The following is a 26,412-nucleotide window of genomic DNA, read 5'->3' as shown; positions in this document are numbered from 1 at the left end:
GGGAGCCGAGCCGTCCCGGTCGACCCCACCGGCCTCGATGTGGGCAGCGTGGGCTCCGTGTACATCTTCGAATGCCGGCACTGCCCCGACCGCCCCTTCACCCACTGGTACGACTCGGACTGACCAGCGCCGAGGCCGCTGTCGGTGGAAGCCTGACGGCGTCGTGACTCCGCAGCCGTGGTCGAGATGCCGATTCCGATAGGTCAGGGTGTGGGCGAGGCCTCGGTGAGTGCCGTCCAGTCTCGGCGTCCCTGCTGGGGCGAGAAGGACCTCTTCCAGCTACCGAAGCAGGGCGGCAGATCCCGCCACGGGAGACCCGTCCGCTGCCGGAACAGAATCCCGTTGATCACACAGCGGTGGCATTTCCAGCGTCGCCTATCACCCGAGCGGGTGTCAGTGGCGGATGCGAGGCTTTGGCCTGCACCTGGGGACCATACAAAGGAGCAGGCCGCGCCGGGGCCACAACCCCGACCGCGCGCCCCTCCTGGGTGTGTGCCTCTGATCAACCCGACAGCGAGGAGCGCTTCTTCCGATGCCTGTACAGCCCACACGCCCCGAGAGCAGTCCCGCGCCCGCGTCGGGCATGGACGTCTTGCCGTTCACGCCTTCCCTCGTCAAAACGGTGTTCAGGGGCATAACCTCCATGCACGTGTCTCGGCCGGCCGCGTGCGCGGCCGCGTCGGTCCTGCGGACAGTGCTGACGGAGATCGTCAGCGGATGCAGGAGGGCAGCGGCCGAGGAGACGCGAAAGAAGCTGCTTCCCGCGGACCTTGTCTCATCGCTCTACCGCAACGTCGAAGTCATGGTGGGGCCCAAGTGGTACGACCACAGCCCGACGTTCAAGGGCCTGAACGGTGTCACCTACGACGCCGAGGGCGTCATGGTGCGTGCTCCCAGGCGCAGCCAGTCGCGCAAGCCGAGTGCCATGGTCGGCGCTCACAGGTTCGAGGTCGAAGTCAGGAAGCTGCTGCGAAGTCAGCGGGTGACGGCCGTCCCGGCACTGGTCCGCGACCTGGACGGACTCGCCAGCAACTTCCTGACGGACCTGGCCCGGGACGCAGTGATGGTGGTCCGTGAAGGCGGGCTCAAACGGTACGGCACGGTCGCCCTCGTCCTGCCAGGAGAAGCGACACCACCCGCGTCCCTCAAAGAATCCATCCCGGCCCTGTACTCCCGCACGGGGGATGCCCGGACCGTCGGCAGGGACGACATCCTGGCCGCCACCCGGATCCAGTTGTTCGGAGACATCCGACAGCGAGCCATCACCGAGGCGCACGAGGCAACACGGGGCACTTCGACCGTCTGACCGACAGCCCCCGGTCATCCACTGTCAGATCGCGTTCCCCCACGCCCCTGAATGGCAGCAAGACGGTCGGGGACCTGTAGTCCGGGTGCCAGTCCAGCAAGAACACCGCGTTCCCCAAGCGCCGCCAGCGGCCCGGTGGCTGATCACCGGAGTACGCCAACCGCCGTCGCGGTCCCGCCGGGGACGTCGACGACCTGCCCGAGGCACACCCGAGGTCGACTGGGCCGCAACTGCGCAAACACCCGGAACACGCGAGATGCCATACTCGATCCCCAGGCGCGCGATGCGCGGGATGAGCCGTCGTGAGCGGAGCCAGACGAGGTGTTCCGCGGAGAAGTGTGCCTTGTCGGCGCGGACCTCGACCGGTCACCGTCGTCGTGGCCCGCGCCGGGACCGTATGGCGGGGAGGCCCAGGAGTAGCGGCTTGAAGGCCGGCGCGACTGTCTTCCACAGCCCATCGGGGACCAGTTCCCGCTCAAGATCCACAGCCGCGACGGACGATCATTCCCAAGCGGCACCCGCGGCCGGGGCAGTGTGGTTATATCACCCGGTCATGGAGTCCCACGACTTCCAACCGGCTCAAATGACCGAAGATGGAATCGCGGTACGCGTGGGACTTGCTCTGCACCGAGCCGACAAGACCCTCTGGGGATGAAAGCTCGCGGGCAGTGGGTGAGCACTGAGAGCTTGGTGCGGACGCGGGACGGCGACGGCCTCGACACCCTCCTCTCCTCACTGGCCGAGGACTTCCGCGGCTGGGAACACCACTGTGCATGCGGCCGGCGAGGAGATGCGAAACCTTGCCGCAGAGTTCCAGATGTTTCTCACGAGCACGGTCAGATAGCTGCTGTGGTGGTGGTCAGTACAACCCCATGCGACGGGCGGTGTCCTCTCCGTGCTGCATCCGCTGGTGGGCGGCTTCACCGAGGGCGGTGAGCACGCCGGCGACGACGGTCTCGATGATGGCGAGGGTGGGGACGAGGCTGTCGTAGGGGGACGGTGCGGCTACCTGGCTCGGCAGGACCACCTGTGCGTGAGCTGCTGCGGGTGAGAGCCAGACGTCGGTGAAGAGGATGACCTTTCCGCCGTTTTCCTGGACGAGTTCGGCGAGGGCGACCTTGTCGGGTTCGTAGCGACGGTAGTCGAACAGGACGAAGACGTCGCGTCGGTTGAGTGCTGCCAGCTGCGCGGTGCGTTCGACGTCCCGGTCGGGCAGGAACCGGATGTCGTCGCGGATCTGCATGAGGTGCAGGCCGAGGTATTGGGCGAAGAGGTTGGTGAACCGTCCGCCGGCCAGCGTGATGCGGCGTTTGCCGTCGGAGAGCAGTGCGATGGCGTGTTCGAGGTCGTGCGCGGGTAGTTCGGCGAGGGTCTGGGCGACTGCGGCGCTGAAGAGGTTGCTGCCGCGTTGGAGGAGGGATAGGTCCTCGACTCCGTCGTGGCTTCGGCCGTAGTCGGTTGCCTCGTAGAGGGAGAGGGGGGAGGCGTTGCGTTCGTCGAGCTCGGTGCGTAGCGCTGTTTGGAAGTCGGGGAAGCCGCGGTATCCGAGCCGGTTGATGAAGCGCAGGACGGTGGGGGTGCTGACGGCGGCGCGTTCCGCGAGGACGGCCATCGTTTCGAAGCCGGCTGCGGGGTAGCCGGCGAGCAGCACGCGTGCGACTTTGCGTTCGGCGGGGCTGGCGTCGCCCAGCTTGAGGCGGATGTCGTCGGCGAGCGTGCCAGGGGCCATGCGCTGCGTCTTCCTTCGTACGTGTGACTGCTGGGGCGGGTCAAGGTCGAGCTTAGTGTCCAGCGTAGGCGGGTGGGGCCGGCCGGAGCCCCCGGACTCCGGCCGGCCCTGTCGCCTGGAGTGCGTCAGGGCAGAGTCACTCCGGAGCGACGGCTATCCGCAGGCCTGTGACGGTGTGCGCGGTGACATCGTCGCTGGTCCATGCGGTGAATCCGGGTTGCTTGCTGAAGGTGACCGTGAAGCGGGGGCCGCTCTCGAAGGTGCCGGCCGTGGTGGTGCACTGGGTGCTGCCGGCCAGGGCGCGGGCGGTGTTCAGGAAGGAGTAGGGGATGCCTGCGGGGTTGGCCGAGGAGTGGAAGACGTCCGAGTTGGCGGGTACGGGTGAGGCTGATCGTGGGATCAGGGGCCGCTTGCCGCTTGCGGGCAGGGGCTGCCGCCTGCTGGGGTCGTAGCGGTCGCCGGTGGTGAGGTAGTCGTAGCGGGCGCCGGTGAGGGACCATCCGGCGTGCAGGTTCTTGCCGCGGGCTTGACGCAGGTCGAGGACGGCGACACCCTGCGGTCCCAGAACACGCAGTCGTTCGCGGGTGGTGCCTGGATCATCGACGATCAGTGCGGTGTTCTCTTCCAGTGCGTACACGCGGTCGTGTCCCGTGTCGGCGGCCAGGCGCAGGGCCCTGCCTTCGCGTCCACTCGTGCCGGTGTGGGTGTCGATCAGTCCGGAGCGTAGGAAGCCGAAGCCGCCTTCGGGGAGGTAACCGAGGCGTGCCGGGTCGTCGAAGTACCCCGGGCTGCTGCCGTCGCGGAGTGCTTCGTAGGAGTCGCCTCCGGTGACCATGTCGGCTCCGGCCGCGATCTGCGCTCCGGCGCTGGATCCGGATACGACGGCCCCGGCGGCGAGCTTGGCCCGGATCGCGGCGAGGACCTTGGAGTCGGTGTGTGCGGAGCCGTGGAGCAGGGTGGTGACGTAGCGGTACTGGTCGCCGCCGCCGAAGAAGAAGCCGGTCATGGAGTCGACCTGCCGCACGACCTCGTCGGAGTCGGCATTGGTGATGTGGTCGAGGTCGATGGGGATCCACCGGGAGTCGGAGGCGCCGTACCGCTTGAAGAGTGCGGCGTAGTAGGCGCCGTTGCAGGCGGAGTTGCTGCACTTGTCAGGGTCGGCTGCGTCGGGGTCCTGGCCGGCGGGGATCGAGGCGGCGGTGAGGACACCGATACGCGCTTTCGATCCGCCCGCGCGCCTGATGATCTCGCCGTAGACCTGTGTGTTGTCGGCTTTGAGGCCGCCGCCGATCAGGACGAGCGAGCCGTGGCCGAGAGCAGGTGTGGCGGTGTGGGCCTGGGCGGACGGGGCGAGGGCGAGTGCCAGGACGAGCGCGGTGCTGCCCGCCAGTACGGTACGGCGGGCTCTGGTCGGGACGGGCATGGGGTTGTCTCCTGCGGGCTCGGGGGTCGGGGTGGTGGCCGGGACCGCGGCGACGGGTGGCTGCTGCGGTCCCGGCGCGGGCCGGCAGCCCGATGCGTGGCGGGAGGGGGCTGCCGGGGGCCGGGTCACGTACCGGGCGATGGCGCGGTCGAACCGGTACGGGACTCTTGTGGGGTGTCAGCCGGCGCGGCTGTCTCCGAGGTCGGCGATGAGGGCGGCCAGGAACGCGACGCGGACGGGGACGGTGGAGGTGTCCAGCCATTCGTCGGGGCTGTGGTCGGCGCCGCCTACCGGGCCGAGGCCGTCCAGGGTGGGCACGCCGAGGCCCGCGATGAAGTTGGCGTCCCCGACGCCGCCGGTCGCTGCACCCGACAGGCTGACCCCCAGGCTTGCGGCGATGCGTCTGGCCTGGTCGAACATGCGGCGTGAGGCGGGTGTGTCCTCCATGGGCGGGCAGTAGTCGAGCTGCTCGACGGTCGCCGTGGTGCCGGTGACGGCGGGCTGTGCGGCGGCTGATTTGATCGCTCGGTGGGCCGCTGCGAGTCCGGCGGCGGTGGCCGAGCGGACCTCGACGCGCAGCTCGGCCTGCGGGCAGACGATGTTGGTGCGACTGCCGGCCCGTACGACACCGACGTTGACGGTGACATCGTCCCAAAGGCCGTTGAGGGCCTGCAGGGCCACGACCAGGTGGGCGGCAGTCAGGGCGGCGTTCGCTCCGCGCTCGGGCTCGATGCCGGCGTGCGCTGCCCGGCCGGTGACGCTCACGCGGAAATCGGCGACACCCTTGCGGGCGATGACCAGGTCGCCGTTCTCTCGGGCGCATTCCAGGGCCAGCGCGTAATGGGCTCCTTGGGCTGCGGCCTCGGTTACCGGGCGGCTCGCCGGTGAGCCGATCTCCTCGTCCGGAGTGGCCACGAAGACGAGTTCGGCGTACCGCCTTGTCCCGGTCTCTTCCAGGATCTCCAGGGCCGTGATTCCTGCCAGCAATCCGGCCTTGTCGTCGCTGACGCCGGGTCCGTGCGCCGTGTGGCCCTGGAGGCGGAAGGGGCGTGCGGCGGCGGTTCCGTCGTCGAAGACGGTGTCGAGGTGCGCGGCAAGCAGGAGGCGCCGTCCACCCTGCTCGACTGGAAGGTCACCCTGCTTTCGGGCCACGATCACATCGCCGACCGCATGTCCGTGGGCGGGCTCGGGAGCGACGCGCTCGACGTCGAATCCCAGGCGCAGCAGCCGGTTTTGGGTCCAGTCGGCCATGTGGTTGACGCCGGCGGGGCTGTAGGAGCCCGAGTCGATGGCGACCAGGTCGGCGAGGTCGGCGAGGTAGCCTTCCAGGCGGGCTTCGGCGTACGGGAGCAGTGGGTTGGTGTGCAGCTGCTCCCGTGAGGGGGCGGTCACAGGACCTTCGAGAGGAAGGCGCGGGTGCGTTCCCGCTGGGGGTCGACGAGGACTTGGCGGGGATCGCCGGATTCGACGACGACGCCGTCGTCCATGAAGACGGCGGTGTCACCGACTTCGCGGGCGAAGCCGATCTCGTGGGTGACCACGACCATCGTCATGCCGTCCGCCGCGAGCCGGCGCATTACGTCCAGGACGTCTCCGACCAGCTCTGGGTCGAGCGCGGAGGTGGGTTCGTCGAAGAGCATGAGTTTGGGCTTCATCGCCAGGGCTCGCGCGATGGCGACGCGCTGCTGCTGCCCCCCGGAGAGCTGGGCGGGGTAGTGCCCGGCCCGGTCCCTGAGGCCCACCTGTTCCAGCAGCTGGTGGGCCTCCTCCTTGGCCTGCGACTTGTCGGTCTTGCAGACGTTGACCGGGGCCTCCATGACGTTGTCCAGGGCGGTCATGTGAGGGAAGAGGTTGAAGCGCTGGAAGACCATGCCGATGTCGCGTCGTCTCGCGGCGACTTCCTTCTCGCGCAGTTCGTGGAGCCGTGATCCGCTCTGGCGGTAGCCGACCAGGTCTCCGTCGACCGCGAGCTTGCCGCCGTCGACTCGGTCGAGGTGGTTGATGCAGCGCAGGAACGTCGACTTGCCCGAGCCGGAGGGGCCCAGCAGGCAGCACACTTGGCCGCGTTCGACGGTCAGATCGATTCCCTTGAGGACTTCGAGTTTCCCGAAGTGTTTGCGCACGCCCTGGGCGTGGACCATGGGGACGCTCACGCACCCGCCTCCTTGGTGTTCTTCGTGCGGGCGGGCTTGGCCTGTGTGCCGGTGAGGATGCGGCGCAGGGGCGAGATGTGGCCGCCGCGGTCGGAGCCGCGGCCGTAGCGGCGCTCCAGCCATGACTGCGGGATGCCGAGCAGGGTGACCAAGGCCAGGTACCAGAGGCTGGCGACGACGAGCATGGGGATGACCTGGTAGTTCTGCGCGTACACGTCCTGGATGTTGGACATCAGGTCGTGCGCCGAAATGATCGATACCAGGGCGGTCATCTTCAGCATGTTGATCGTCTCGTTGCCCATCGGCGGGATGATCACGCGCATGGCCTGGGGCAGAACGATCCTGCGCATCGTCTGGGCGGGCCGCATACCGAGGGAGTGCGCGGCTTCGGTCTGTCCGGGGTCCACGGACTGGATGCCGGCCCGGACGATCTCCGAGGCGTACGCGGCCTCGTTCAGCCCGAGGGCCAGCAGGGCTGCGACCGCCGGGGTGAGGAGGGAGTTCGTCTCGACCTGGAAGAAGGTGACGGTGGTGAAGGGGATGCCGATCTTCACGTACTGGTAGAGGGCGGCCGCGTATCCCCAGAAGATGATCTGGACCAGCAGGGGGGTGCCGCGGAAGAACCAGACGAACAGCGAGGACATGCCGTAGAGGACGGGATTGGACGACAGGCGCATCACTGCGACCAGGGTGCCCAGTGCGAGTCCGAGAGCCATGGCCGCGACGGTGAGCCAGAGGGTGGTGACGAGCCCTTCGAAGATCAGATCGGCGAACAGGAAGTGCCCGATGATCTCCCAGTGGAGGTTGCCGTTCTTGGCCAGTGATCCGGCGACGCCGACCAGAGCGGAGATGGCCGCGACGGCAGCGATCCAACGGCCGTAGTGGCGCAGCGGAACGACGGTGAGCTGCTGGGGCGCGGGACGGTCGGTGCCGACGGGGGCTGTGCTGGTGGTCATGTTCAGTTCACCGCCGCGTTCTTGGTGGCCTCCTTGACGGCGATGGATGCGACACCGTACTTGTCGAAGATTTTCGTGACGGTGCCGTCGTCGATCAGGGCCTGCAGGGCCTTGTGGATCGCGTCGGTGAGCTGGGGCAGCTTCTTGGAGACCGCGATCCCGTTCGGGGAGGCGCCGTAGCCGCCCGCGGCAGCCGGGTCGTCGACGATCTGGAAGGTGTTGCCGCCGTCGGCGGTCTTGGCGGTCCAGCCCGCGGCGGGCTTGGTCTGCACCTGGGCGATGACCCTGCCCGAGCGCAGGGCGAGCTGCGCGTCGGAGTCCTTGGGGAAGGTCTGGATGTCGATCTCCCCCTTGCCGGCGGCCTTGCATGTGGCCTGGTGGTTTTTGAGGAGGTCCAGCTGGTTGGTCGCGGCCTGCACCGCGGCCTTCTTGCCGCACAGGTCATCGAGGGTGGTGATCTTCTCGGGGTTGCCCTTGGCGACCATGATCCCGGAACCGGAGACGGAGTAGTCGACGAAGTCGACGACCGCCTGGCGCTCCTTGTTGTCGGTCATCGCCGACATCGCCGCGTCGAACTTTCCGGCCTGGATGGCCGGCACGATCCCGTCGAACTTCTGGGGCGCGAAGTCGAACTTCACGCCCAGCTTCGCCCCGAGCGCCTGCCCGAGGTCGTAGTCGAGGCCGGTGAGTTCCGGCTTTCCCTCGGTCACGAACATCTCGAACGGCGCGTAGGGCACGTCGGTGGCCACGCGCACGGCGCCCGACTTCTTGATCGCGTCGGGCAGTGCGTCGTGCAGCGCGGTGTCCTTCGTGACCGCTGCCCCCGCGATGGTGGCCGGCTGTCCGCCGGTGCTCTTGGCGGTGTCGTCGGTGGAGTCGGAGCAGGAGGTGAGGGTGGCCAGCGCGGTCGCGGCCGTCAGCGCCGCGCTCAGGTTTCGGGACAGACGGGTGTTCATCAGGCGTATGCCTCTCCGGTCTTCGGGTCGACGGGGTGTCCGCCGTCGACTGCACCACGGAAATTACAGAACTGTTTTGACTGTGGCTAGATGTATCGCTCGTTACATTGCGATAACGGGAGCCACTCGGGCGCCAGACCAGCGCGGACTGGCAGATGAAGTGGAGACTGACCATGATGCGCCGGTCTCGGAAGGACGTCCCGCGCGCTACATCTACCGTTCATTCAGGTTGGCTTGTAAGTTCCACTACTGCAGCACCCGCAAGGCGGCGTGCCTCCCCACACCAGCGCCGCTCAGGGCGTCGCCACGCCCTGTCCCCTGCGGATCCGCGTTTCTCCCCCACCTTTCGGAGGTTTCATGGGCACACGATCCAGGCATGCCGGGCTGGCCTCGGCAGCCGTGGCAATGCTTACGCTGACCGGCACGCTCACCTCGACCGGCAGCGCCGAAGCGGCCGGCACCCGCATCCGCCTCGGCAGCAGCTCGGACGTCAGCCGCACCTCCTGGCAGGGGCCCGCCTTCACCATGAACGGCGACGGCAAGATCAACCCCGGCTCCATGACGGCCGCCATCGATGCCATCCGCGGCGGCACCGGCAGCCTGGACGTCGTCGTCCTGGCCGGTTCCGCGCCCACCTCCGGCAGCGCCACCCCCGAATGCGACGCCGTCATGGCTCTTCCCGGCGTCAACTCCTGTACCAGCTGGACCCTGACCACCGCATCCGACGGCAACAACAGCCAGGTCAACACCGACATCCGCAACGCGGAATTCGTGTACTTCGCCGGCGGAGACCAGTGCCGCTACGCCGCCTGGAAGGGCACAGCGCTGGAAACCTCCGTCGAATCAGTGGTCGCCAAGGGCGGCGGCTCGGGCGGCGGCAGCGCCGGCACCCACATCAACAGCCCCGTGGTCTACGACGCCTGCCAGGGCAGCGTCACCAGCGCCGAAGCCCTCGCGGACCCGTACGACAGCTACATCACCTTCACCACCGGCATGTTCGACTGGCCTCACTACGCCGGCGTCATCAACGACTCCCACTTCACCGCCCGCGACCGAATGGGCCGCACCATGGCCTTCGTCGCCCGCGCCATCAAGGACGGCCGGACCTCAGACGGCAAGGCCTGGGGGGTCGGGGTCGAGGAAGGAAGCTCACTGCTCCTCGACAAGAACGGCCGAGCCACCCTCTACGGCAAGGAGGCCTTCGTCGTCCTCGGCGACCACCAGCCCGAACAGGCCACCGCAGGACAGCCCCTGACATTTTCCGGCTACAAAATCCGGCATCTCGGCCCCGGCGAGACCTACGACTTCAAGAACCGGCCCACCTGTGGCTACTACCTCCGCAGCGTCACCGCCGGAGTCATCGACAGCAACCCCTACAGCGGCACTCCGCAGACGACCTGTGGCATCCCGGGCGGCAGCGCCTCCCTGACCGAGAGCGAACCCAACGACACCCGGGCCACCGCCGACGACGCCACCGCCGTCACCTACCCCGCCTCCCTCACCGGCACCATGGCCTCGGCCGCCGACCGCGACTACTTCCGCATCTCCCTGACGGCCAACGAACACCTCACCGTCCAGTGCGCCCTACCCGACGCCTACGACGCCGACCTCTACCTCCTCGACTCCGGGGGCAGCACCCTCACACGATCCGTCAACAACGGCGCAGGCGCCGACGAGACACTCACCTTCACCAAAGCCGCCTCAGGAAGCGCCACCTACTACGTCGAACTAGAGGCCTACAGCGGATCGGGCACCCCCGCCTACACCTGCACCCTCACCAAGAACTGAGACCGGCGCCGGACCGGCAGCCGACCGGTCCGGCGCACGCGTCGCCACGGACGTGGCGCGGCGCCGCAACGCTCCTCTGAGGCCGCACCCCGTTCTTCGGGGCGCGGCCTTCGTGCGCCCTCGGTCTCGACAGCCCAGGAGACCGCCGATCCGGAGTCGGCCTGCCGCCTTCGGGTGGGGCGGCAGTTCGTCGCCATCCGGGTCGGCGTGCCCTGGACCTGGCCGTCGACCCGCACGATTGCTCGGTCAGCCGGCGCGTAGACGACCGCGCGCGCGGGGCTCAGGGCGAACACCGCACTGATGATGATCAGCAGAGGTAGCAGCAGGCTGCGGTAGACGAGCAGCAGAAGCCCGTCGATGCCGGAAAAATGTCGCAGCGGGACCAGCGATCTACACGCCCAACCCCGCCACCGGTCCGGCCGCCGAACGCCCTCCGCGAGGACGGACGGCAGCTGTTCGCCGAGATCGGGGGCGAGCGGGACGACCGCTTGCAGGGCCCGCCCGTCCTCGGAGCACACGGCGGGCGACGGCCGGGCCTGGATGCCGCGCTGCCCGGCCAGGGCGGCGACAGCCCGCGCGGCCGCACGCGAGTGCTTCCGCTCTCTGACGCAGTCCACCGATGCCGCACGCTCCCACTTCCACCCGGACGAGCTGCACACCGTGGTGAGGTTCCTGACCGAGATGAACACCCAGCTCGCCCGCGTACGCCGCTGAGCACCCGTCGGCACCGGCCGCCTTTTGTGCTGGTTCATCGCATATCCCCAGCCACGGGCCCCGAGTCACGCCGGAGCAGTTCTGGAGCGATCCCATTCGCATCTGCGTCCACGGTGGGGCAGGCCCGACCCACCGCCCCGGGAGCGGCGATGGCCGTCATACCCCGGCCCCTGCGCATCCGACGGCGGACGGCGGTGGCAGTGTCCCCCTGCTGTTGGGAGCATGTGGTGGGCGTGGGTCCGGGCTGGACCATCCGGCTTGCCCTTCCGCCATGACGGTGTGTCACGTCGGGGCGCCGGTCTGCGGTGCGGCAGGTTTCTGACCAAGTGCGGGTCGTTGCCGGGTGGAGAAGCAGGGGATCACATGAATGCCGATCGCCCTCACGAAGGCGACCACGAGGGCCGGGAATCCGCAAGGCCAGCCAATGCGGGCCGCGCTGACGACCCCGACAACTCCTCGGCTGTTGCTCCGCCGAGGTCTTCAAAGGCCACCTCGGCGGGCGCCGGAGCACCCCGTCACGATGGCAGGGAAACGCAAAGCTCGGGCAGCATGTCCGTGTCGGCGTTGCGTGGACTGCGCGGTCGGCTCCGATCGAAGGTCGCGTCAGGCCCGCCCCCGGGTCCGGCCCGGCCCGAGTTCTGGCGGAGCCCTCTGCGAGGGCCGTGGCTGACGGCCGTGTTCGGTCTGGTTCTGCTGTTCGGCGTGATCATCCTGTTCGTGAGCGGCCTGCTGTCTTACGCCGCCTACAACCCTGATGTTTCGCCCGTCAACGACCAGACGCCGAACAAGGGGCTGCTGGGCTTCTACCTGTTCACCTGGCCGACCTCGCCGTACTGGGGCTACCGCCTGAGCCAGGGGCTGCACGTCACCCTCGGGATCGTCCTCATCCCCGTGCTGCTGGCCAAGTTGTGGTCGGTGATTCCCAAGCTGTTCGGGTGGCCGCCCGTGCGCTCGGCCAGCCACGCACTCGAACGGCTGTCACTGCTGTTGCTGGTGGGCGGCGCCGGATTCGAGTTCGTCACCGGCATCCTCAACGTCCAGCTCCACTACATCTTCCCCGGCTCCTTCTACGTCCTGCACTTCTACGGGGCCTGGGTGTTCATCGGCGCGTTCATCGTCCACGTCACCTTCCGACTGCGCCGCGCCGTCATCGCCGTAGTGACAGGCCCACACGCCGAACAGCATCGGCCACTGACTGCCGATGAAGTGCCCACCACGGACGCCATGGGGCTCATCGCTCCCCAGCCGGCAGCACCGACGATCTCCCGCCGTGGCGCCCTGTGGATGGTCGGCGCGGGGTCCGCGGCGCTGCTCGCGGTCACGATGGGGCAGAGCATCGGCGGCTGGATGCGCAAGACCGCCCTGCTGGCCCCCCACGGCCAGAATCCCGGCAACGGGCCGAACGGCTTCCAGATCAACAAAACCGCGGCCTCGGTAGGCATCCGGGCCGGCGACATCGGCCCCGCCTGGCGGCTGACCGTCCGCGGCGGCGGCCGGCAGACCGTGCTCACCAGGGACGCCCTGTACGCACTACCCCGGCATGAGGCGGCCCTGCCCATCGCCTGTGTCGAGGGCTGGTCGACGACCGACCAGCAGTGGAACGGGGTCCGCCTCGCGGACCTCGCCGCCCTGGTCGGTTTCACCGACGATGTGCCTGCGGTGCAGGTGGAGTCCGTGCAGCGCGGAGGATCCTTCAACCGCGTCGTCCTGGCCGCCAACCAAGTACACGACCCTCGGTCCCTGCTGGCGGTGGAGGTCAACGGGGCCGTCCTCTCACCCGATCACGGCTACCCCGCGCGGATCATCGTTCCCAACGCCCCAGGCGTCCACAACACCAAATGGGTCACCCGTCTCACCTTCGGCGAGCAGGCGTGAGCCGCCTGCGCGCCCGCTACGGCGCCTCTCCCCTCCACCTCCTGCTGACCCTCGCCTCCTTCGCCCTCGCCGGCTACGCCGGCGTGCGCCTCCTGGCCGGCGACCCCCTCGGTGTCGCCATCTGGTTCGTCGGTGCCGCACTCCTCCACGACCTTGTGCTACTGCCCGCCTACTCCGCCACCGACCAGGTCTTGCAGCGAGCCTTCCGGGGACGCCCCGGCGACAGTGCCGGACGCCCGTCGGCGATCAGCGTCAACTACGTCCGGGTACCGGCGTTCGCTGCGGGCATGCTGCTCCTCGTGTGGTGGCCGCTGATCCTGGGGCAGGTTCCTCATTTCACGGCCGCGACCGCACTGCCCGCAGATGTGTTCCTGGGGCGCTGGCTGCTGATCACAGCGGGCTTGTTCGTCGCCTCCGCGCTGTGCCTGCTGATCCGGGTCCGGCGAGCTTCGCGGCCGGCGAGGCGGGCTGCCAGGGAGCGTCAGCGGGCGGAGCGCAGCGTGAGGAAGTGACGGTTCCCGCTGGTCGTCCACTGCTCCTCCACCCGCCACCGGGCCGCTGTGGCGTGCCGGGCCAGGGCGTCGCGGCCGACGGTTGCCCAGGGGAAGAAGCCGTGCAGAGTGCGGTGGCCGTCGTGGAGTCGGGCCAGGTGACGGTGGTCGACGTTGTTCTTCCACAGGCTCGGTGACGCGTGGTGGTAGCCGTAGCGCTCGTCATCGGACCGGCAGCCCGAGAAGTGGATGCCGGTGCAGTCCGAGGAACTGTTGTTGTCCGTTCAGGGGCGGGGCTCCGTCGGAGCCGTCCATCACGAGATGCGGGACTCGAACGATCCTTCAGCGCTCGCCGGGGTGATGCCGCCGGTCCGAGGAGCGCAAGACCTGCCACCACGCCGACTGCTTTGCGCCGTGCAACCACCGTTTCCCCTTCCCCTACTCGTTTGCCCTTCAACAGGGCATGACGGAGGGAGGAGCCGCTCAGTGACGCCTCCCCCCTGAGGCGAACCGAACGCTAGCCGCGGAATGTCTCATTCTGCGAAAAATTGTTCGGGTATGACTCAAACCCATACCCGTTCACAACCTGAACTGAGCAGGCCACAGCTGCTCACACCACCCCCACCGCATCCTCATCCCTCTCGAACCTCGCCGACGATGCTCAAGTCCAGGAGAACCTGGTTGCCTTCGCATACGCGGCCCCTCGAAGCCGAGGGCCAGGGGAGTGACGGCATTTGGCCCTGGTGATCAAGTTGCCTGCCGGACGCTGCGCGTCCATCGGGAGGACGCCGAGCCTGACGTGCCGGCGCATCGAGACGGTCATCAGGTGGGCGGGCTGGTCCGCCCTCACGTGGGCGTCCCCGGAGCGGGTCCGCAGGGCGGTCGCCCTGAGGACGAAGACGAAGTGCCGGCCGGCGTCGCGCAGCACTTCCCGCTTGCGGGTCGTGCGCGGCTCGGCGTCGTCGGGGTGCTGTGTGAGGCGACGGCGCCGCCCTCAACGGGTACGGCGTCAGTGGCGGTGGGTGCGGGTGCGGCGGGGTGGCCGGTTCCGGGGCTCGGCGGCACCGGTGTCCTGCCCGGGGGGTCGGTTCGGCGGGCGGTGGCGGGTGTGGAGCGCCAGGGCCAGGCAGGTCGCCGTCGCACCGATGGCGAGGGCGGCGGGAAGCCTGGCGTATGCGGTGCGCGCGGTCGGCGCCTGGGCGGCGAAGAGGACCACCGCCGCCGCGGCGGCGGCCGCCAGTGCGGGTGTGGCCCGGGGCCTGCCGGGCGGGGCGGTGACGCCGGCCGTCCAGGGGTCGGTGACGAGCAGGTAGGCGAGCAGCAGGGCCGCGACGCAGACGACGAGCCAGAGGGCGGGGTCGGTGACCGCCGCGATCGCGATGGCGGCGGCCGGCAGGACCGTGGTCCTGCGCCGCGCCACGACGGCCCACCAGCGCAGCGAGGTGTGGACCGGGCGCGCGTCGACCATCGGGGCCGCCCACCACGCTGCGGCGGCGGCCGCTCCGGTCACCAGCAGCCTGACCGGCGGCGAGGCGTGCAGGGCGGCCGACGGGTCGCAGGCGGCGACGACGAGGGCCGTGCCCAGGAGCCGGTCGGCGAGGCGGGAGGTGAGCCGGGCGGGTCGGCCTCCGGAGGAGTACGGGACCGGGGCGGTGGTCATCGGGTGCCCCCCTGGACGCGGGTCCGCAGCAGCGGCGCGAGGGCGAGGTCGAGGGTCTCGCCGGGACGGTGGGTGACGACCGCGACACCGCTTTCGACGAGGGAGAAGCGCATGGCGTCGCGGTCGGCCCGCCACAGCCTCAGCGCAAGTTCGCCCTCGGTGTCACCGGGGTCCACGACCGGGTCGCCGGTGGGGATCTCGACCACGATCATCGGGTTGGACCGCCCGCGCACCTGGTGCAGGACGTCGAAGATCCGCTGGTCGCTCAGCGGGGTGATGACGTACACCAGTGCCCCGGCGGGCAGTGCGGGCGGGGGGAGCGCGCCGAGGCCCTGCGAACGGTGGCTGTGGTCCTTTCGGACCGCCAGTACGCTCTCGGCGATGCGGTGGAAGTACCCCTGGCCGCTGCCTGGTTGCAGCCAGCGGGTCGCACCGCCGACCGATACGACGCCGACCCGGTCGTGGGTGCGCAGGTAGGCGCGGACCAGGCCGGCGGCGGCCCGGAAGGTCGCGTCGAGGGTGGAGGTGCCGGTGACGGGGTCGACCACGTCGGTGAGCACGTCCAGCAGCATCACGGTCTCCGCCGTGCGCTCGGCGGCGAAGCCGTGCATCTGGAGGGTGCCCCGGCGGGTGGTGGCGGGCCAGTGGATCCGGCGCTGGCGCTCGCCGCGCGCGTACGGGTGCACTCCGGTGACCTCGACGCCTTCGCCGCGCTGTGTGGAGGTGTGCTCGCCGAGGCGTTGGGGCAGCCGGACCGGGATGGGCGTGAGGCCCGCCTGGTCGGGCACGGGGAAGACGGAGATCTCGCCGAGACCGGCCCGTACCGTCCGGCGGGCCAGGCCGCCCCGGTCGTAGACGTCGACGTCGACCGTGCCGAGCGTCCAGCGGCCCCAGCGCCGGGCGGTCAGGTCGAGTTCCACGTGGTACGGGCCCGCCTCCATACGGTCGAGCCGGGTTCCGTGGCCGAGGGTGATCCCGGGGTCCAGACGGCCGGGCTCCCCGTCGTAGGCCACGGCGATCCGCACTCTGACCCGCTCGCCCTCGAAGCACCGCCTCGGCTCCACCTCCGCCCGGGCCGTCAGCCCGTCCGGGCGCGGGCCGCCCGGCAGGGCGAGGGCGAGCAGGACCAGGGGGGGCGGCTGCCAGGGCGAGGACCCAGGGGCGTCCGGTGACGAGCGCTGCGGACAGGGCGACAACAGCCAGCGTGCCCAGCCGCAGCGCGCGTTCGCCGGGGCGTCGGCCGGGCGGGGACGGCGGCGGGGGTTCGGCGCCGTCCCGCCGGCCGTCGAGGGCCCGTCGGACGGCAGCCTCCGTACGGGCGGTCACCGGCCGCGTCATGACACGGACGGCGTGCGCGGGAGGGTCTGCGGGGCGGGTACCGAGCGGGTGATCTCGCGCATCACCTCGTCGGCGTCGATCTGGCGGACCCACAGTTCCGGCTTGAGCGAGATCCGGTGGGCGAGGGCGGGCACGGCCACTGCTTTGACGTCCTCCGGGGTCACGTAGTCCCGCAGGTGCAGCACGGCACGGGCGCGGGCCAGCTGCACCAGGGCCAGGCCGCCTCGTGGAGAGGACCCGACCTGGACGTGGGGGTGGGCGCGGGTGGCGCCGACGAGGGCGACGGCGTAGTCCAGCAGGTCGTCGTCCACCTCGACGCGTTCCACGGCGGCCCGCATGGCCAGCACCTCGCCCGGCCCGCTGAGCGTGCGCAGCACCGCCTCGGGTGCGGCCCGGTCGACGCGTGCGCGCAGCATGCCGGCTTCCTCGGCGGGCGTGAGGTAGCCCATCCGCACCCGCAGCAGGAAGCGGTCGAGCTGGGCTTCCGGGAGGGTGTAGGTGCCCTCGTACTCGATGGGGTTGGCGGTGGCCACCACCACGAAGGGGTCCGGCAGCGGGCGGGTGGTGCCGTCGACGGACACCTGGGATTCGGCCATCGCCTCCAGCAGGGCCGCCTGGGTCTTGGGCGGGGTCCGGTTGATCTCGTCGGCGAGGAGCAGGTGGGTGAAGACGGGGCCGGGCCGGAAGACCATGTCGGCATTCCGCTGGTCGTAGAACGGGGCGCCGGTGACGTCGGAGGGCAGCAGGTCGGGGGTGAACTGGACGCGGGAGAAATCCAGTCCGAGGGTGGTGGCGAAGGAGCGGGCCAGCAGCGTCTTGCCGAGTCCCGGCAGGTCCTCGATGAGGACGTGGCCCCCGGCGAGGATGCCGAGCATGACCTGGGCGAGCGGTTCCGCCTTTCCGACCACGGCGGTCCGGATCTCGTCGAGCACGGCTGCGGCCCGCTCCCCCGCCTGTCGGGGCGTCAGGACGGCGTGGTCCGGGCTGGTGTGCGTGCTGGTCACGAGGGGTTCCTCACGAGACGGATCGGGTAGGGAGTTGCCGGGGCCGGCCGGGTTAGGCGATGGTCACAGGGATTCCAGGCGGTCAAGCAGGGAACGCAGGACGGGTTCGGGGAGGGTGGGCTGCGGAGCGGGCGCCCTGGGGTCGATCCACGGCCACAGCCTGTCGCCGACCAGCTCCCGGGCCTGGTCCGGGTTCCGGTACATCTCCACACCGTGGCGTTCGGCCAGCCGGGCCGCGAACAGCCGTTGGAGCTGCGGTCGCATGACGGTGCGCAGGTGTTCTTCGCCGTCGTCGGCGAGGGTGTCGGCCACGGTGCGCCGCCACCGGCCGAGCGCCGGAGCACGGCTGCTCAGCACGCGCGTCGGCCTGCGCAGTCCGGCGTCCTGGGCGGCGCCCCCGGCGGCGTAGCGCCCCAGGACCAGTGCGACGGCGGTGAGGAGCGCGGCCCCGGTGGCAGCCGCGGCGGCGCCGTCGGTCAGGGCGAGCAGCAGCTCGGCCGCGAGGGCAAGGCCGGCCAGGACGGCCAGCGAGTGCCGTACCGAGCCGGGGGCCGGCCGCACGGAGCCGAACGGGGTCCGGATCCGTATGCCCCTCTTCACCCCGCAACCGCCCCGGCCCGGGGACCGTGCGCCTGCGAGCGCAGGCCGTTGGCGATCTCGGCGAGCGCGGCCGTCGCCCGGTCGCGGTGGCCGCCGTGCATCGGGTGCGTGGAGTAGCGGGCCTCGCGGAACAGGGCGGTGAGCTCGGTGGCGGCCTCCGCTGCGGGCAGGCCGCCGTCGAGGGCCCGTTCCAGCAGGTCGTGCGGGCTGTCCGAGGCGTGCCGGGCCACACCGGAATCGGCGAGCGACTCCTCCATGGCGAGGTAGCAGGCGATGACGGCCGCACGCACGTCGGTTCCGTCCTGCAGGGCACGGCGTCCGGAATCCACGGCGTCGGCGAGGTGGGCCCGCTCGCTGCCGGGGGTCGCGGCCACCGCCTCGGCCTCGGGCTCCGTCGGAAGGCTCGGATGGCGCCACAGGCGCCGGACCGCGAGCACGAGGGCCGCGGTGAGCAGGGCGAGGCCGAGCACGAGGAGGATGCGCGTCAACGTGGAGTGGCCGCCGTCGTCGGGGGCGGCGGCCGGTGCGGGCGGCGCGCCGGGCACGGGGACCGAGGGGGCGGGGGGAAGCGACGACGACCCCGGGGCACCGCCGTCCGCGGGTGCGCCGCCGTCGCTGTCACCGTCCGAGGCACCGAACCGGTGCAGGGCCACGATGAGCAGCGGGAGGGCCAGCGGCGCCGCCGTGAGCACACGACGCACACCGTCCACCAGTCGCATTTCCACCGGGTCGAGCGTCTCCTGGGCCCCGATCTGCTCCACGTACTTCGCGCGCAGTGCGATCCCGCCGAGGAGCGACAACAGGGCGAGGCCGAGCACGAGGACGGGGTTGCCACCGAGCGGCCCGCGGCCCTCGGCGAGCAGACCCCCGCCGGGGCGCAGAAGCAACGCCCCCAGGGCAGCTCCGCCCACGACCAGTAAGCACAACACCGCGCGTAAGGAACCGATGTGGCCGTTCTCGCGCTCCACCGCCGCTCCCTCCCCCGAGACCGGCAGCTTCGCACACCGGTCGCCGGTGATCAATGAGCTCACGACGCCAGGGCAGACTCGGCCCGCTTCGGATTGCGCTCCCCCGGCCTCACCACACTCGGACCAGTACCGTGGATCACGGCTCGGGCGCCTGGGCCCCGCACGTCCGTGGCCACTCCTCCCCCGCTACGGGCGGCTCCGGACGGTGCCACCGGACCTGCGGGTCCGCGCACGTCGTGACGGGCGAGCCGGACCCCAGAGACGAGCGAGATCACGACCAACCAGCTAGTATCTGCCGCCCTGCGCGCCCGACCTCAACCCCGTCGAGGGGATCTGGTCCCTCCTGCGACGCGGCTGGCTCTCCAAGGTCGCCTTCAGTACCCCCGAACACCTCGTCCAGCGCATCCGGCGCGGCCTACGGCACATCCGGTACCGCAGCGAACTCATAGACGGCTGCCTCGCCGAGACCGGCCTGACGGTCAGACCCACCTGAGCAACCCGGCCACACCGCACGTTCGACCTCAGTCGTGCAGGGCGGCCGCGAGTGCCTCGGCCAGGGTCACGGGCGGGCGGCCGATCAGGCGGCGCAAGTCGCCGGAGTCGGTGAACATCTCGCCGCGGCTCATACCGCGGTCAGCGTCGGCGAGGACCTCCGCCAGCTCGGCGGGTAGGCCCGCGGAGGCCAGTACCTGGGCGAAGTCGGCCACCGGGAGGTCAGCGTAGGCAACCTGCTTTCCGGCCGCAGCGGAGATCGCGGCGGCGAGCTCCGTCAGGGTGAAGGATTCGTCGCCGCCGAGCTCGTACACGGCGCCGGTGTGGCCTTCAGCGGTGAGGACGGCCGCTGCGGCCTCGGCGTAGTCGGCGCGGGACGCGGCGCTGATCCGCCCCTCGCCTGCGGCGCCTACGACCGCGCCGTTCTGCAGGATCTGCGGCAGTTGGCTGGTGTAGTTCTCCAGGTACCAGCCGTTGCGCAGCAGCACGCTGGGGATTCCGCGGTCCCGCAGATACGCCTCGGTCTCGCCGTGCGTGGCACCGATGACGGTGGTGGCCGTGTCCGCGTGCGTCGTGCTCGTGTACGCCACCAGCGACACGCCTGCGGACGCCGCGGCGTCGATCACGCGGCGGTGGTTGGCGACCCGCTCGCCCACGGGGACCGAGGCCGAGATCAGCAGCAGCCTTTCCGCCCCCGCGAATGCCTCGGCCAGGCCGTCGGGGTCTGCGAAGTCGGCGCGGCGTACCGTGATGCCCCGGTCGGCCAAATCCTTGATCCCGGCGATGTCCCGGCCGGTCGCGATGATGTCCGCGGCCGGGACCCCGCGCCGCAGCAGTGCCTCGACGGTGAGCCTGCCCAGCTGGCCGGTGGCTCCGGTGACGACGATCGACATGATGGTCATTCCTTCCTTCCGGGCGTGCCTTGCACGCCTGCCGCGGTCCGTCCGCCGCGGGATGGAACACAGAATGACCTGGACACTCTCTGTTGGGGAGTAGCCACTTCTTGGTACGGTACTTACCGTAACGAAAGCATTGAGGTGAGCTGTGTGACTGCTGTCGAGAATGTGACCGGGCCCATGCCGTCATTCGATCCGTACGAGCGCGGCTGCCCGTCGCGGGACCTGCTCGACCAGATCGGCAGCAAGTGGGCGGTCCTCGTCCTCGGCGAACTCGGCCGGAACGGGACCTGCCGGTTCGGCCAGCTCCGGCTGGCGCTGGCGGGCGTGAGCGAGAAGATGCTCACCCAGACGCTGCGCACCCTCGAACGCGACGGGCTGGTCAGCCGCACCGTCTACCCAGAGGTGCCGCCGCACGTGGAGTATGAGCTGACCGCACTCGGCCAGACGCTCCGGGAACCGCTGAAGGCGCTCACGGAGTGGTCCGTGCTGCACATCGAAGAAGTCATCACCGCCCGCGAAGAGTACGACGACCGCACTGAGCGCACCAGGTAATCGGCGGCGGCCGGCGGTCTGGTCCAGCGGTCTGGTCATAGACGGCCGCCTCGCCGAGACCGGCCCGACAATCAGACCCACCTGAGCCACCCGGCGACATCGCACGTTCCGGACGGGGGTCGCCTTGCGGGACGCACCTGAGCGGTACGGGTCGTGGGCCGGCCTCCACACGCGTTTCCGCCGCTGGGCGACGGACGGGACCTTCGAGCGGGTGCTCCATGCAGCCCAGGCACAAGCGGATGCCGCGGGCGATATCGAGTGGCTCGTGCCGGTCGACTCCACTGTCGTGCGTGCCCGTCAGCACGCGGCCGGGGCCCCGAAAGGGAGCCCCGCGGCCCGGCCCTCGGCCGGTCCCGTGGCGGGCTGACCAGGGCCGGCCCCGGCCTTCGTCCTGACCGGCGGGAACACCAGCGATTGCACCCGGTTCACCACCGTGACGGACGCGATATGGGGAGCCGACCGTAATGGGCTCCGATCCCGAAACGGGGCGGTCCACGCATGTCCAACCTTGATCTCGACGTCAGCGTGCAGGGCGACCGCACGGTGGTCACGGTGACCGGCGAACTCGACATGGACACCGGCCCGCACCTGGCCGAGGCCGCCGACGCAATCGACCTGCCCGGTCGGGCCCTGGCCCTGGACCTGTCGGCTGTCACGTTCGTCGACTCCTGCGGCCTCCACGTCCTCCTCGCCCTCCGCCGCCGCGCCACTCTCGCCGGCGCGACTCCGGCACTGGCCCATCTGCCCGATCAGGCCCTGCGGCTGCTGGACCTCACCGGCACCCGCCGCTTGTTCACGCTCACGGCCCGGTAGGGCCGGGCTCCTGGTGCGGGGCGGGGTGTCCGACCGCTCGGTGCTCCGGTCCCAGACCCCGCCCTCCTTCCCCGCACACACCGGCGGTTTCGGATGGCGCCAGGGACTGGCCGGCGTTCAGCGCCGCCGTCTCGAACGGGTTCGCCCACGCGCTCGGCGGCCACCGCCTCGTCGTGGTGGGCGGCAGATTCTGAGCGGCCGCGGCGGCTATGCCGTGTCTTTCGGATCACCTCGCTGGCCAGATGAAGAGGATCCGGTGGACCAGGCCGCGCCGCTGCTTGATCTTGTTGATGCCGTTCGACGGTGCTTCGCTGTTCGGAGCGACCGCGCAGTACGTTCGAAAGTACGGGGTGCGGCTCAGGCCACCAGGGCCGCGACGGGGGCCGCACCCCGGCAGCGCACGAGCGCCCTGGGCCACGTCGGCGCCCGCTTTCCCCTCACGCCCGGTTGAGCCGAGACCACCGGGCGGGGGCGGTGGGGAACTCGTGGACCTCGACGCCGCCCGGGGGACGGTGCCCCCGCCCGGGCGTCGTCACGGTCCTCAGCACACCATCCGCCTGGTGCTGCGTCAGGCGGGTGGTGTGCCGGGGACCGTGGCGGTGTCAGCGGGCGTGCCTGCCCTTGGCCGGCTTCGGCTTGTCCTGCCGCGCCTCGTCCTTCCTGGGGGCCGGCCCGGCCGCTCCTGGGCCGGTCGCACGGTCTGGCTGCCGTCCCCGGACGGCGGGGGCCGACGGCGTCCCCCTGTCGGCTGTCGCGTCCTCGGAGCCGGCGCTCGGCCGGTCCCCGGTGGACGAGGCGGACCGGGGCGCGGAGACGGCTCCGGCTCCGGCCGGCGGAGCCGGTGAGGCGGCCGGGGAGGGCGGCGCGGGCGTGGAGGGGCGCGACGGAGCGGGCACGGCGTTCTCCGCCTCGACGGGTGGCCCGCCCGCAGACCCGGCCAGCCCGGCGCCGAAGACGGCCAGTGCCGCACCGGCGGTCACCAGGATCCGGCCGGCCCTGCGCGAGGCGGGCCGGTGGGAAAAGGAGCGTGCGGGCACCGGCTCGCCGGGGGTGGGGGCGGCGGCTCCGTCACCGGCGCCCCCCGATGCCGGGTATACCCCTTTGGTCCTGAGCGTGTCCGCGTTCCGCTCACCGGCGCCGGCTTCGCCCCTGGGGAGCGGAGCGGCGGGCACGGAGGACCGCGCGGCCACCTCGGCCGCCGCCGCGGGAGCCCCCGCTGCCAAGGCGGCCAGGGCGCGCCCACAGGCGCGGGCGTCCGGCCGGCGGCTCTCGTCCGCGTCGGTCATCGTCTCCAGTAGTTCGGCGACGGCCGCCGGTATGTCCGGCGGAATGACCGGGGGACGGTTCAGGCGGGCCATCGCGGCCTCAAGGGGCGCCCCGTCGTACTCCCGTTCACCCTTGACGGACTCAAGGAGCACCAGTCCCAGACTGTAGATGTCCGCCGCCGGCCCGGCACCCCGGCCCAGCACCTGCTCCGGGGCCATGTACGCAGCGGTACCCACCAGGGCGCCCGTCGCGGTCTGCGCCGTGGTGCCGAGCAGCCGGGAGATGCCGAAATCCGTCAGACGGGGGGCACCCGCCTCGTCCAGCAGGACATTGGCGGGCTTGACGTCGCGGTGGACGACTCCAGCCTCGTGCACATGGGCCAGCGCCGAGGCCAGCGCAGCCCCGATGCGGCACGCCTCGGCGGGCGCCAGCGCGGCCGCCGCGATCCGCCGGCGCAGCGTCGTGCCCCTGACCAGCTCCATCACCAGGTAGGGCGTCCCGTCGTCCCGACCGCAGTCGTACACGGTGATCAGACCGGGATGCTGCAGCTGGGCCAGCAGCCGGCCCTCGCCGTCGAACCGCTCCTCCATGTCGGCGGCACCATCCGGACGGAAGACCTTCACGGCGACCGGCCGCCGCAGGCGCAGGTCCATGCCCTCGTAGACGTCGGCGGCGCCGCCGCGGCCGAGCAGGTCGTCGAGCCGGTAGCGGTCGGCCACCACGTGAGCGGTGAGCCGGAGGTCCCGTCGGATCGGCCACGAGCGGACTGTCATCACTGCGCTCCCTGCGTCCTGTTGTCACCTGCCGTTGTCCGCCCGCCCCCGTGTGCGCTGCCGGTGGCACGCCCGGCCGCGTGGTGGCGAGCACCGTGTGCGCGTGTGCCCCCTCGGCTGCCGGACATCCCCGGGCCCGCACACGGCGTCGTGAAGGGGGGTCGGGCGCCGTCGCGGCATGATGGGGTCATGCGCACACGACCGACGCTCGTCTACGACGGTGACTGCGGCTTCTGCACCGCCTCCGTCTTGTTCGTCGAGCGCCGCCTGCGCCCCGACTGCGAGATCGTCCCCCGGCAGTTCGCGGATCTGTCCGCGCTGGGGGTGCCCCCGGAGCGCGCCGCATACGAGGTGCTCTGGGTGACCCCGTCCGGCCGGGTGTACGGCGGCGCCCGGGCAGTGGCGAAGATCCTGCTGCGCGCGGGCCGGGGATGGGCGCCGCTGGGGGCGCTGCTCATGCTGCCGCCGGCCCGGTGGGTCGCCCACGTCGCCTACCGGCTGGTGGCGGACAACCGGCACCGGATGCCGGGCGGGACGGCGGCATGCGCGGCGCCGGAGCGCCGTGGCCGAGGGTGACCGAGGCCGCGATGACTCGCGCCGAAGGGGGTAGGTGAGGACGGCACACGACCACCGTGCCTGCGAAGGAGACGAGCATGACCGACGACGCCTACCTGTTCCTCTTGGACGACCCGGAGCCCATGCTGGGCGCCCCCGTCACCGCTGTGGGAGACCTGGCGTGCCTGGAGACGCCGGCCGTACGGGCCTGGCTCGACGCGCACGGCGTCACCGCCGCCTCCCCGGGCGTCCGGCTGCTGCCGCCGGAGGGGACGGGCGCCATCCCCTCCGGGTCGGAGAAGCTGCCCGTCCCGTTGGGCGACGAGGAGCTGAACCGGCTGCGGCACGCGCTGACGCCGCCGGGTGCCCTCGCCCGCGTGGAGGAAGAGCTGCTGGCCTACCGCGACTGCGCGGGCGAGCGCGACGCCCTGCTGGCGCGGGCCACGGCGGCCGGGGTTCCGCAGCACCGCATCGTCGAACTCACCGGCGAGGACGCCCGGACGGTGGCATCGGCGGCGGCGCAGGGACAGGGCCCTACGTCGGCCGGCTCCGCGACAGCGGTGACGAGGGGGGAGTCATGACGACCGAGGAGACGCGTACGAAGCTGCGCCAGGTGGAGGACCGGCTCGGTGAGCGGACCCCGGCACCGATCGAGGGACAGACCCGTATCCCCCTCCCCCCACCCGCTCGGGCGGGCGACGAGGACGAGAGGGCGTGAAGTGCAAGGAAGGGCCGCCCTCTCATGGGTGAGGGAACGGCCGGTCCGACCGTCGGCAGGAGGGGCTCCCCAACCGCTCCCCAGAACCTGCCGAGGGCCCCGCAATCGCAACGGGCCGCACCCGGGACACCGGCCCCACCACGCCGGCCCGTCGGTCGCCGGTTCCGCTCCCCCACCGGCCCAGCCGGCGGCTCGGGACGATGTCGGTCGCGGCCGGGCGGAGCGGGGCGGCGACCAGGGCTTCGGCGAGTCGGGCGTTTCCCTACTCGTCCGTGCCCTCGGCCCGGCATTCGGTGATGCCGTCCGTGCACAGCACCAGGCTCTCGGTGCGGCGCAGTGTGAAGCGGACGGAGGCCAGCCCGGGCGGCATGCCGATGCCGAGCAGCCCGCCGGGGGCCTCGACGGTCGCCACCGCATGGTCGGCGTCCAGCAGGAGGGGCGGGGTGTGGCCGGCCCTCACGAGGTCGACGGCGAGTCCGCCGGCGACCGGGGTGAGATGACCGTAGGCGAGGGTCACGAAGCCGTGGTTCCGGTGGACGTCGGTCCCCGTAGCGGGAGCTGTGCCGGTAGCCGTCCCGGTCGCCGACGACGGGGTGCCTGCGGTGCGCCTCCGCCAGCACCCGTTCCGGCAGGGTGGTGTCGTAGGGGCACAGGACGGGCGGCCCGTCGGGCGAACGCCAGATTGCCGAGCGCCTCGTGGCGGGTCGCCTCCCGGGCCTCCGCCTCGGTGCCTCCGACCCGGATCGGTTCGCCCACGATGAAGGGGCTTCTGGTCCCGGTGCCGGTCGGCGAACTGCCGGAGCAACGAAAGGATGCGCCCGGGGTTGCGTCCGACACGCCCACCGGGTGGTTCCATCGCAGCACACCGGCCGGATCGCGGCGCACCTCTGCCTGGGCGGCACCGCCGTGGGCGCGCCGGCCGGCGGGGCTCCCGAGCCGCCGTTGAGCCGTTCGGCCGGGGGGAGCACTCCATAGGGGCAGCGGCAGTCGTGCCACCGGGCCGGGGCAGGACCGCGATGTTCTGGTGGTGGCGCGGATTTCATGGCCCCCTCGGCACTCAGGGAGAGATTCAGTGGATGCCAGCGGCAGTGACGGTCCAGTGCTCCTCGTTGCCCGGATCCCCAAGGGGCGGAAGGCGCTGGGCAAGGCCACCGCGATCGTCGCCTGGGACACCCCCGAAGCCGAGGCCGACCTGCTGCGGCTCATCCCGTACCGCCGCGTGGGCGACCCCGAGGACATCGCGAACGCCATGGCCCTGCTCCGACCTGCTGACTACGTCGTGGGGACGACGCGATCTTCGTGGACGGGGGAATGACGCTGTTCCGCGGCTTCGCCACCGGCGGCTGAGCCCCCAATCCACCCGCCGTCCGACACGAAACCGCC

24 protein-coding genes and 5 pseudogenes are annotated in these 26,412 nt (G+C 71.1%); 12 read left to right on the top strand and 17 right to left on the bottom strand.

What is annotated here, in order from left to right; genetic code table 11:
- Positions 1-230 precede the first annotated feature (230 nt).
- Positions 231-551: pseudogene (locus WDV06_RS20135) on the bottom strand (transposase); the annotation flags it as partial.
- Here WDV06_RS20135 and WDV06_RS20130 point away from each other — a divergent pair.
- Positions 533-1,306 (top strand): hypothetical protein, encoded by a 774-nt coding sequence (locus WDV06_RS20130; RefSeq protein WP_395511162.1) that lies wholly within the window; start codon positions 533-535, stop codon positions 1,304-1,306. The pseudogene WDV06_RS20135 and the gene WDV06_RS20130 overlap by 19 nt on opposite strands.
- An 859-nt stretch (positions 1,307-2,165) precedes the next feature.
- On the opposite strand, the gene WDV06_RS20125 is transcribed toward WDV06_RS20130, so the two are convergent.
- From WDV06_RS20125 to WDV06_RS20100, 6 genes are all read right to left on the bottom strand, one after another.
- Positions 2,166-3,035, bottom strand: a complete 870-nt coding sequence (locus WDV06_RS20125) for a MurR/RpiR family transcriptional regulator (RefSeq protein ID WP_395511161.1) — start codon at positions 3,033-3,035, stop codon at positions 2,166-2,168.
- 136 nt (positions 3,036-3,171) lie between these two features.
- On the bottom strand, positions 3,172-4,458 hold the full coding sequence (locus WDV06_RS20120; protein WP_395511160.1) for a cyanophycinase: 1,287 nt from the start codon (positions 4,456-4,458) through the stop codon (positions 3,172-3,174).
- 177 nt (positions 4,459-4,635) lie between these two features.
- Positions 4,636-5,850, bottom strand: a complete 1,215-nt coding sequence (locus WDV06_RS20115) for a M20 family metallopeptidase (RefSeq protein ID WP_395511159.1) — start codon at positions 5,848-5,850, stop codon at positions 4,636-4,638.
- Positions 5,847-6,599 (bottom strand): amino acid ABC transporter ATP-binding protein, encoded by a 753-nt coding sequence (locus WDV06_RS20110; protein ID WP_395511164.1) that lies wholly within the window; start codon positions 6,597-6,599, stop codon positions 5,847-5,849. Before WDV06_RS20110 ends, WDV06_RS20115 begins: the two co-directional genes overlap by 4 nt.
- 8 nt (positions 6,600-6,607) lie before the next feature.
- On the bottom strand, positions 6,608-7,567 hold the full coding sequence (locus WDV06_RS20105) for an amino acid ABC transporter permease (RefSeq protein ID WP_395511158.1): 960 nt from the start codon (positions 7,565-7,567) through the stop codon (positions 6,608-6,610).
- A gap of 2 nt (positions 7,568-7,569) precedes the next feature.
- Positions 7,570-8,523, bottom strand: coding sequence for an ABC transporter substrate-binding protein (locus WDV06_RS20100; protein ID WP_395511157.1), 954 nt, complete (start codon positions 8,521-8,523; stop codon positions 7,570-7,572).
- A 405-nt stretch (positions 8,524-8,928) separates the two neighbouring features.
- On the opposite strand from WDV06_RS20100, the gene WDV06_RS20095 reads away from it, so the two are divergent.
- Positions 8,929-10,311, top strand: coding sequence for a pre-peptidase C-terminal domain-containing protein (locus tag WDV06_RS20095; protein ID WP_395511163.1), 1,383 nt, complete (start codon positions 8,929-8,931; stop codon positions 10,309-10,311).
- Here the strand turns inward: WDV06_RS20095 and WDV06_RS20090 are convergent.
- Complete coding sequence (locus WDV06_RS20090; protein WP_395511156.1) at positions 10,284-11,063, bottom strand: MMPL family transporter; 780 nt, start codon at positions 11,061-11,063, stop codon at positions 10,284-10,286. The two genes, WDV06_RS20095 and WDV06_RS20090, sit on opposite strands and share 28 nt — an antisense overlap.
- Positions 11,064-11,574: 511 nt before the next feature.
- Between WDV06_RS20090 and WDV06_RS20085 the strand changes: the two genes are divergently transcribed.
- Positions 11,575-12,900, top strand: coding sequence for a molybdopterin-dependent oxidoreductase (locus WDV06_RS20085; RefSeq protein ID WP_395511155.1), 1,326 nt, complete (start codon positions 11,575-11,577; stop codon positions 12,898-12,900).
- Positions 12,897-13,412: a hypothetical protein gene (locus WDV06_RS20080; RefSeq protein WP_395511154.1), complete on the top strand. Its 516-nt coding sequence runs from the start codon at positions 12,897-12,899 to the stop codon at positions 13,410-13,412. The genes WDV06_RS20085 and WDV06_RS20080 overlap by 4 nt, the downstream gene beginning before the upstream one ends.
- A 640-nt stretch (positions 13,413-14,052) precedes the next feature.
- Here the strand turns inward: WDV06_RS20080 and WDV06_RS20075 are convergent.
- From WDV06_RS20075 to WDV06_RS20050, 6 genes and pseudogenes are all read right to left on the bottom strand, one after another.
- A pseudogene (locus tag WDV06_RS20075) lies at positions 14,053-14,352 on the bottom strand (Scr1 family TA system antitoxin-like transcriptional regulator); the annotation flags it as partial.
- 48 nt (positions 14,353-14,400) lie between these two features.
- Entirely contained in the window at positions 14,401-15,051 is a 651-nt protein-coding gene (locus tag WDV06_RS20070; RefSeq protein ID WP_395511153.1) for a hypothetical protein, read from the bottom strand.
- Positions 15,048-16,247, bottom strand: a complete 1,200-nt coding sequence (locus WDV06_RS20065) for a DUF58 domain-containing protein (RefSeq protein ID WP_395511152.1) — start codon at positions 16,245-16,247, stop codon at positions 15,048-15,050. Before WDV06_RS20065 ends, WDV06_RS20070 begins: the two co-directional genes overlap by 4 nt.
- 138 nt (positions 16,248-16,385) lie before the next feature.
- Positions 16,386-17,393, bottom strand: coding sequence for an AAA family ATPase (locus WDV06_RS20060; RefSeq protein WP_395511151.1), 1,008 nt, complete (start codon positions 17,391-17,393; stop codon positions 16,386-16,388).
- Positions 17,394-17,456: 63 nt separating this feature from the next.
- A complete protein-coding gene (locus WDV06_RS20055; RefSeq protein ID WP_395511150.1) occupies positions 17,457-17,993 on the bottom strand; it encodes a hypothetical protein in 537 nt (178 codons plus the stop codon).
- Entirely contained in the window at positions 17,990-19,024 is a 1,035-nt protein-coding gene (locus tag WDV06_RS20050; RefSeq protein WP_395511149.1) for a DUF4129 domain-containing protein, read from the bottom strand. Before WDV06_RS20050 ends, WDV06_RS20055 begins: the two co-directional genes overlap by 4 nt.
- Positions 19,025-19,250: 226 nt before the next feature.
- On the opposite strand from WDV06_RS20050, the pseudogene WDV06_RS20045 reads away from it, so the two are divergent.
- Positions 19,251-19,454, top strand: a pseudogene (locus tag WDV06_RS20045) (transposase); the annotation flags it as partial.
- A 28-nt stretch (positions 19,455-19,482) separates the two neighbouring features.
- Here the strand turns inward: WDV06_RS20045 and WDV06_RS20040 are convergent.
- Complete coding sequence (locus WDV06_RS20040) at positions 19,483-20,355, bottom strand: SDR family oxidoreductase (RefSeq protein WP_395511148.1); 873 nt, start codon at positions 20,353-20,355, stop codon at positions 19,483-19,485.
- A 174-nt stretch (positions 20,356-20,529) separates the two neighbouring features.
- On the opposite strand from WDV06_RS20040, the gene WDV06_RS20035 reads away from it, so the two are divergent.
- The 3 genes and pseudogenes from WDV06_RS20035 to WDV06_RS20025 all read left to right on the top strand — a co-directional run bounded on the left by WDV06_RS20035 (position 20,530) and on the right by WDV06_RS20025 (position 21,717).
- The gene (locus WDV06_RS20035) at positions 20,530-20,904 is read left to right on the top strand and encodes a winged helix-turn-helix transcriptional regulator (RefSeq protein ID WP_395511147.1); all 375 of its coding nucleotides are present in this window, start codon (positions 20,530-20,532) and stop codon (positions 20,902-20,904) included.
- A 112-nt stretch (positions 20,905-21,016) separates the two neighbouring features.
- Positions 21,017-21,340: pseudogene (locus tag WDV06_RS20030) on the top strand (transposase family protein); the annotation flags it as partial.
- A 62-nt stretch (positions 21,341-21,402) separates the two neighbouring features.
- Positions 21,403-21,717 (top strand): STAS domain-containing protein, encoded by a 315-nt coding sequence (locus WDV06_RS20025; protein WP_395511146.1) that lies wholly within the window; start codon positions 21,403-21,405, stop codon positions 21,715-21,717.
- A 602-nt stretch (positions 21,718-22,319) separates the two neighbouring features.
- Here WDV06_RS20025 and WDV06_RS20020 read toward each other — a convergent pair.
- Positions 22,320-23,756: a serine/threonine-protein kinase gene (locus WDV06_RS20020; RefSeq protein WP_395511145.1), complete on the bottom strand. Its 1,437-nt coding sequence runs from the start codon at positions 23,754-23,756 to the stop codon at positions 22,320-22,322.
- Positions 23,757-23,945: 189 nt separating this feature from the next.
- Here WDV06_RS20020 and WDV06_RS20015 point away from each other — a divergent pair, with 189 nt between their 5' ends.
- From WDV06_RS20015 to WDV06_RS20005, 3 genes are all read left to right on the top strand, one after another.
- Positions 23,946-24,332 (top strand): thiol-disulfide oxidoreductase DCC family protein, encoded by a 387-nt coding sequence (locus WDV06_RS20015; protein WP_395511144.1) that lies wholly within the window; start codon positions 23,946-23,948, stop codon positions 24,330-24,332.
- 77 nt (positions 24,333-24,409) lie between these two features.
- The gene (locus WDV06_RS20010; RefSeq protein WP_395511143.1) at positions 24,410-24,892 is read left to right on the top strand and encodes a DUF6003 family protein; all 483 of its coding nucleotides are present in this window, start codon (positions 24,410-24,412) and stop codon (positions 24,890-24,892) included.
- Entirely contained in the window at positions 24,889-25,029 is a 141-nt protein-coding gene (locus WDV06_RS20005) for a hypothetical protein (RefSeq protein WP_395511142.1), read from the top strand. The genes WDV06_RS20010 and WDV06_RS20005 overlap by 4 nt, the downstream gene beginning before the upstream one ends.
- A 262-nt stretch (positions 25,030-25,291) precedes the next feature.
- On the opposite strand, the gene WDV06_RS20000 is transcribed toward WDV06_RS20005, so the two are convergent.
- Complete coding sequence (locus WDV06_RS20000) at positions 25,292-25,885, bottom strand: SpoIIE family protein phosphatase (protein WP_395511141.1); 594 nt, start codon at positions 25,883-25,885, stop codon at positions 25,292-25,294.
- A gap of 306 nt (positions 25,886-26,191) precedes the next feature.
- Here WDV06_RS20000 and WDV06_RS19995 point away from each other — a divergent pair.
- Positions 26,192-26,376 (top strand): annotated as a pseudogene (locus WDV06_RS19995) (SDR family oxidoreductase); the annotation flags it as partial.
- Positions 26,377-26,412 lie beyond the last annotated feature (36 nt).

This window comes from Streptomyces racemochromogenes (genome assembly GCF_044129415.1).
Taxonomy (GTDB): Bacteria; Actinomycetota; Actinomycetes; order Streptomycetales; family Streptomycetaceae; genus Streptomyces; species Streptomyces racemochromogenes_A.
The sequence above is the reverse complement of the archived record's forward strand: the minus strand, read 5'-3'. Positions and strand labels throughout refer to the sequence as shown.